Annotated in this window: 7 protein-coding genes; 4 read left to right on the top strand and 3 right to left on the bottom strand. The window is 70.7% G+C overall.

The genetic code is table 11. The features are described 5' to 3' along the window. Positions 1-118: 118 nt before the first annotated feature. Positions 119-799, bottom strand: a complete 681-nt coding sequence (locus tag ACWGIU_RS26855; RefSeq protein WP_453709917.1) for a MerR family transcriptional regulator — start codon at positions 797-799, stop codon at positions 119-121. Between the two features lie 137 nt (positions 800-936). Between ACWGIU_RS26855 and ACWGIU_RS26850 the strand changes: the two genes are divergently transcribed. Further along, on the top strand, positions 937-2,283 hold the full coding sequence (locus tag ACWGIU_RS26850) for a YhgE/Pip family protein (RefSeq protein ID WP_453709915.1): 1,347 nt from the start codon (positions 937-939) through the stop codon (positions 2,281-2,283). 135 nt (positions 2,284-2,418) lie between these two features. Here ACWGIU_RS26850 and ACWGIU_RS26845 read toward each other — a convergent pair whose 3' ends face one another. Further along, positions 2,419-3,108: a hypothetical protein gene (locus ACWGIU_RS26845; protein WP_453709913.1), complete on the bottom strand. Its 690-nt coding sequence runs from the start codon at positions 3,106-3,108 to the stop codon at positions 2,419-2,421. A gap of 102 nt (positions 3,109-3,210) precedes the next feature. After that, positions 3,211-3,408 carry a hypothetical protein gene (locus ACWGIU_RS26840; RefSeq protein WP_453709911.1) on the bottom strand — a complete coding sequence of 66 codons (198 nt, stop codon included), beginning with the start codon at positions 3,406-3,408 and terminating at the stop codon, positions 3,211-3,213. 192 nt (positions 3,409-3,600) lie between these two features. On the opposite strand from ACWGIU_RS26840, the gene ACWGIU_RS26835 reads away from it, so the two are divergent. The 3 genes from ACWGIU_RS26835 to ACWGIU_RS26825 all read left to right on the top strand — a co-directional run. Then, positions 3,601-4,545, top strand: a complete 945-nt coding sequence (locus tag ACWGIU_RS26835) for a 5'-nucleotidase (protein ID WP_453709909.1) — start codon at positions 3,601-3,603, stop codon at positions 4,543-4,545. Positions 4,546-4,614: 69 nt separating this feature from the next. Next, positions 4,615-5,256 carry a DUF6461 domain-containing protein gene (locus ACWGIU_RS26830; protein ID WP_453709907.1) on the top strand — a complete coding sequence of 214 codons (642 nt, stop codon included), beginning with the start codon at positions 4,615-4,617 and terminating at the stop codon, positions 5,254-5,256. 143 nt (positions 5,257-5,399) lie between these two features. Continuing rightward, on the top strand, positions 5,400-6,031 hold a 632-nt coding region (locus ACWGIU_RS26825), incomplete at its 3' end, for a ferritin-like domain-containing protein (RefSeq protein ID WP_453709905.1).

The raw sequence follows: 6,031 nt of genomic DNA, 5'->3' as shown, positions 1-6,031 counted from the left end.
GACCCCCTCCCCACCCGCCCGAACCACCTGCCCTGAGGCGCCGAGCACCGGCTTCTACGCGGCTGGAGGCGTCGGCTCCGTCTGATCCGTGACGGCCCCCGGTGAGCCGGCGCGCACGCTACGGGAGCGTGTCGTCACGTCCGCCGCGGTCGGTACCCGCGACCCGGCGCCTGACCTGGTCCTCCTGCGCGAGACGCCGCAGCAGCTCGAACACCGGGGCGCAGATCGCGAAGACGATGACGGCCCGCTCGGCCAGAGCCACCGGGTCGTCCAGGCCGGCCGCGCGCTCCAGGTCCAGCCGGGCCACGGACTCCGCGAGCTTCGCGTAGGCGGCGAGCTCGCCAGGGGCGTACTGGGCGTCCAGCCGGCGCAGTTCCTCCAGTGCCCCCGTCAGCCCCTTCACATGCGGCGACGTGCTGGGTGCCTGCCAGTCCAGGTCCGCGAGGAGCTCGGCCACCTCGGCGCCGGCAGTCGTCGTGTCGGCTTCGGCCTCCGCCCCCTGACCCGCGGCGCCCTGGGCCGCCACCGGCACGGGGAGCGCGTAGCTGACCGCTCCGAGGGCGCTCTCGGAGCTGTGGGCCTGGTCGACGGCCCCGAGCACCTCACGGGTCGCGGCGATGGACAGGCCGCCGAGCGTGGTCAGTGCCTTGATCAGCCGCAGCCGCTGCACGTGGTCCTCCCCGTACTCGGCCAGGGTCGCGGCCGTGGCCCGCCCCGCGGGGAGCAGTCCCTGCCGAAGGAAGTACTTGATGCTGGCGACCGGCACGCCGGTCCGCCGGCTGAGCTCCGAGATCTTCATAGGGCTTCCCTGCTGGTCATGCGGCCGGTCCGGTATCCGTCGTCGGCGATTGGACACCACAGCAAGATACTGCCACTATCCAGCTACTGGATACCATAAGTATCCAACCCTCGGAACGCAGCCGCACCGGAGAATCGATGCCTCACCCCACGCCCCCCTCCGTGCTCCGCCGACCCCAGCTGTGGATCGGAACGGGACTCATCGCGGCGGTGGTCTCGATGCTGTTCGCCCTGCTCTACGTCGGTGGCAACGTCAACCCCAAGGGCAACCTGCGCGACCTGCCCGTGGCCCTGGTCAACAGCGACAGCGGAGCCGACGTGAACGGCCGCCCCGTCAACCTGGGCGAGCAGATCGTCTCCGGCATCCGTAAGGCCGCCGAGGGAGACAGGAGCATCGACTGGCAGGTCGTCACCCGCGCGGAGGCCGACAAGCGGCTGGGCCGGGGCAAGGTCTACGGCGCCCTCGTCATACCCGCCGACTACTCCGCCACGGTGGCCGCCCTCACCGCCCCGCAGCCCGCGCCCCAGGGCCGGGCCGCCCCGCCGACCCTGACCGTGCTGACCAACCAGGCTGCTGGCAGCATCGGCTCCTCCATGTCCTCCCAGGCCGCCCAGAAGGCCGCCCACGCCGCCTCCGCCCAGCTCGGCCAGGAGCTCCTCAAGCAGGCCGGCGCCCAGAAGACCCCGCTCCCGACGGCCGCCCAGCTGAAGCTGGCCGACCCGGTGACCGTGACGGTCGCCGACGGCCACCCCGTCGGCGCCCGCAGCGCCATGGGTCTGAGCGCCTTCTACTACGCACTGGTCCTGGTCGTCTGCGGCATGCTCGGCGCCAACGTGGTCAACTCCCAGGTCGACACCGCGCTCGGCTACCTGCACACCGATTTCGGCCCCATCCGCAAGCGCGAACCCGTTCAGCACACCAGTCGCGTCCGCACCCTGGCCATCGGCATCGCGCTCATGCTCGGCCTGTCACTGGTGATGGGCACCCTGGTCGAGGTGGCCACGGTCGGCATCCTCGACATGGACGCCTCCCATTTGGGCCTGCTGTGGCTCTACTCGGTCGCCACCATCGCGGTGGTGGGCATCGGAAGCCTGGCCCTGTTCGCGGCCTTCGGTACGCCCGGCATGCTGCTGGCCACCATCGTCTTCGTCGCCATGGCCGTACCCTCCTCCGGCGCCACCGTGCCCGTCCAGGCGCTGCCCGGGTTCTTCCGCGCCCTCGCCGAATTCGAGCCGCTGCGCCAGATCACCGAGGGCCTGCGCTCCCTGCTCTACTACGGAGCCCGGGCCGACGCGGGCCTCACGCGGGCCTGGGCCTCGATGGGTGTCGCTCTCGTCGCCGCGCTGATCTTCGGCTTCGCCGTGACCCGGCTCTACGACCGCAGGGGGCTGCACCGCATCCCCCACCCCGACGCCGGCGCCGGCGCCGCCGAAACCCCTGAGTCCCCGGAATCCCCGGAGCCCGTCGCCCCGGCCACGGCCTGACACCGGCTCCCGTCGCCCCGTCCCTCGCCCGCGCGTACCACCGACGGTGCACACCGGTCCGGCGCGCCCGAGGGGCGGGCTTCCCTGCGGTGTCCCGGCCACCGAGCGGCCGGAGCGGGGACGCCCGCGGCGGCGTCACCTCCAGCGCACGAGCGCGGTCATCGCGGCAAGGTCCGTCTCCGAACGGGCGACCGGGATCTTCGGCCAGAGCAGTTCGTACGCGGTCTGGATCCGGAACACCGCATCGGCGAAGGCGCGTACGGCCTCGCCGGTGACCGTGCCCCGCTCCGCGTGCTCCAAGAACCGCTCGCAGGCCTCCACGGCGCCTTCGCAGTCGTCGTCGAACTCGAACAGCGCGCAGAGCGCTTCGACGGCGAGGTCACGCGTGGTCAGATGGCCGATCCCGCAGTCCAGCCCGTCGTCATGAAGGTCATGGGGGTACGGCGCACGGTGCCAGGAACCGTCCTCGAACCAGTAGACGCACTCGACCCTTCCTTGCTCCGACAGGTCCCGCACCCGTTCACCGCGCACCCACCCGGGCGCCCCGGCCAGGAGGTCGATCGGCGGCGCGTACCGTCCGACCTTGCTGGAATCGTCCTGCCCGAGGAGAACGGCGCGGCCGCCATCGGCCCGGATCAGCACCCACCGGCTGCAGGCACCGTCGTCGTACCGCAGGTCGTCGCCGCCGCCGAGCCAGTACCCGGACCGGAAGCGCTCCTTCTCCTCCTCGGCGTTCCAGGTCGCCACGGCAAGCGCGGCCCAGCGCGCCCACAACACGCTCGCTTCCGGAAGGTCCTCCGGCCGCCCCGGACGATGAATCCTCATGCCCACCTCGTACTCCCAGCCCTCGCATCGGCAACCGACCCTATCGACGGCCGGTCCGGTCCGCCGACCCGCGGCGGCCCGGCCAGCGGGGTCAGGACACCCTTACGTGACGCGTCGGTCGATTCCGGGAACGCCCAGGCAGTAGGAGGGCTCACCTTCCGGGGGCGCCTCGGCGACCAGGCGGAAGACGTCCTCGGGGATGGTGAGGACGGCCACCCTGGAGCGGGGCATGACCACGTGGCCGACCTTCCGTGCCAGCACCGCGCGTTCGGCCGGCCCGGCACCCTCCAGGCGGTACATCCCGATCGGCACCCGGGTGCCGGCCGGATATAGACGGCGGGCCGCAGCGTGGTCTGGCCGGCCGCGTCCGTACTCACCAGGCCGCCCACGACGATCTCGGCAACTCGAACGGGGTGGATCGGAAGACGTTTCCGGCAGCTGTCCCAGGGTGATAAGCCTCCCGACGACACACATGTGTCAGCAGGGGGCGCCATGAGGTACGACCTGTCCGATCGCCTGGTGGTCGGGATCGCTTCCAGCGCCCTGTTCGACCTGACCGACTGCGACGCGGTGTTTCGGGATCAGGGCGAGGATGCCTACCGGACCTACCAGGAGACGCATGTCGACGAACTTCTGGCCAAAGGAGTGGCGTTCCCCTTCGTCAGACGCCTGCTGTCGTTGAACGACCTCACGGACCAGGCCGACCCCCTGGTCGAGGTCATCATCCTCTCGCGCAACGACCCCGACACCGGGATGCGTGTCATGCGTTCGATCAAAGCCCACGACCTGCCGATCAGTCGGGCGGTCTTTCGGCAGGGCCGCCCCTCGCACCAGTTCATGCCGGCGCTCAACATGTCGCTGTTCCTGTCGGCCGAGGGACCTGACATCCGGGACGCGGTCGCGGCCGGGCTGCCTGCGGGACACGTACTCGGAACGGGGCATGTCGACGACGAGAGCGACCCCGAACTCCGTATCGCCTTCGACTTCGACGGAGTGGTGGCGAACGACACGGCCGAGCTGGTCTACCAGCGCGGTGGGGTCGACGAGTTCCGCGCACACGAAGTCCGCCATGCCGCCACCCCTCACGATCCGGGACCGCTACGGGACTTCCTGGCCGGCATCAACCGCATCCAGCGTCTTGAGGAGGCGCGGCGCCGCAGGGATTCCGTGTACCGGCCCCGCCTGCGCGTCTCGCTGGTCACCGCTCGGGATGCCCCCTCTCATGAACGCGCCCTGATGAGCCTGAAGACGTGGGGGCTGCGGGTCAACGACGCCTTCTTCCTCGGCGGCATCGACAAGGCCCCGGTCATGAAAGCCCTCGACCCGCACATCTTCTTCGACGACCAGGTCGCCAATCTCAACGGCACCGCCCAAGGCACTCCGAGCGTCCACATCCCCTTCGGCGCGATCAATTCGCCACCCGCCGCGACGGTCTGAGCCCCGTCCCGGCCCGGTGCGGCGGAGGGCTCGCACCCCGGTGTCAGTGGGCGCCGGCAGGATGCTCCGATGACTACCGCCACCGCGGCCGATTACGGCTGGATACGTTCCCCGGGCTCGCTGTTCGCCTACGCACTGGAGGTCGGGTACACCCTGACGCTGGTGCGGGGAGTCTCACCCACGGAGTTGTTCCGGATCGTGGGGGTCGAGCCGCGCGGTGTGTGCGAGGACCTCCACGAGTTCATCGAGGAGCATGAGGAGTTCCTGAACGGATTCGAGAAGTGGCCCGAAGCCTTCCTCGCCGGAGCCTTCACCGTGGAAGGGGAGGGCGGGGACTGGACACTCGCCCTGGAGTTCGGAGGCGATCTGGGCACGCGCCCGACCCTCATGGAGGCACTCTCCGCCGGAACACGTGCCGTCTCCCATTCCAGCAACGGGGGGAAGCCGATGGACTTCTTTCACTGGTACGAGGAGGGCGAGTTGAGGACCACCTTCGAGTGGCCCTCGGACCGGACCGGCAGCACTCCCGATGCGCTCAACTCCCTCATGCTGGAGGTGGGCCTCAACCCGTTCGGGGATGAAGATCCCGATGTCGACAGCAAGGCGGCGGTCCTGGCGCTGACCGAGCGCTTCACCGGGGTCAGGGTGACCGCGGAAATGCTCACGAAGGCCGCATACCAGGTGGGAGAAATCCCGGAGGAACCTGTCTGACCTACGGGTGTCGCCCCCCCACCCACCGTCCGGGCCTCCCCCGCTCGCGAGGCGGGCCGGGAGTGCGGTCCACCGCGTTTCGTTACGCGGCCATGACAGTCCCACACTTTTGAACGCGCTCAACAGTCGCTAGATTGTCGAACATGATCAAAACCGAGTACGGGGCATGGGTGGGCGAGTTCGAGGCCCGGCGGGAGCGCCGAGCGGCTCTGGGCGACCCCGACTGGGGGAAGGGCGCGCAGCTGCCGGCCGAGATCGTCCGCAGTATCCAGAAGTTCCAGGTCGGCGAGGACGGCGACGGCTCCGCACTCACGGCCAAGGCCGACCTCGCGGGTGATCCGGTCTACTCCGACGCGGTCCGGCTCTTCATCGCCGAGGAACAGAACCACGCGCGCATGCTGAAGCTGCTGCTGGCGGCCGGCGGGGCCACCACCCTCGACGGCCACTGGAGCGACGCGGCCTTCGTCCGGGTCCGGCGACTGCTCGGGCTACGGATGGAGCTGCTGGTGCTGATGATCGCCGAGGCGGTGGCCCTGGGCTACTACCGGGCCCTGCGCGACGGCGCCACCGACCGGCTGACCACCGAGGTCGCGGGCCGGATCCTGGCGGACGAGGAGCGGCACGTCCCCTTCCACTGCCTGCGCCTGCGGGAGGGGCTGGCCGGGCTGCCCCGGCCGGCCCGCCGGGCGGTGACGGCCGGCTGGCGCGGACTCCTGGCCGGCGCCGCCGCCCTGGTCGCGGTGGACCACGGTCCGGCCTTGCGGGCCCTCGGGGT

It is taken from the genome of Streptomyces sp. NPDC054840, assembly GCF_053611065.1.
The sequence above is the reverse complement of the archived record's forward strand: the minus strand, read 5'-3'. Positions and strand labels throughout refer to the sequence as shown.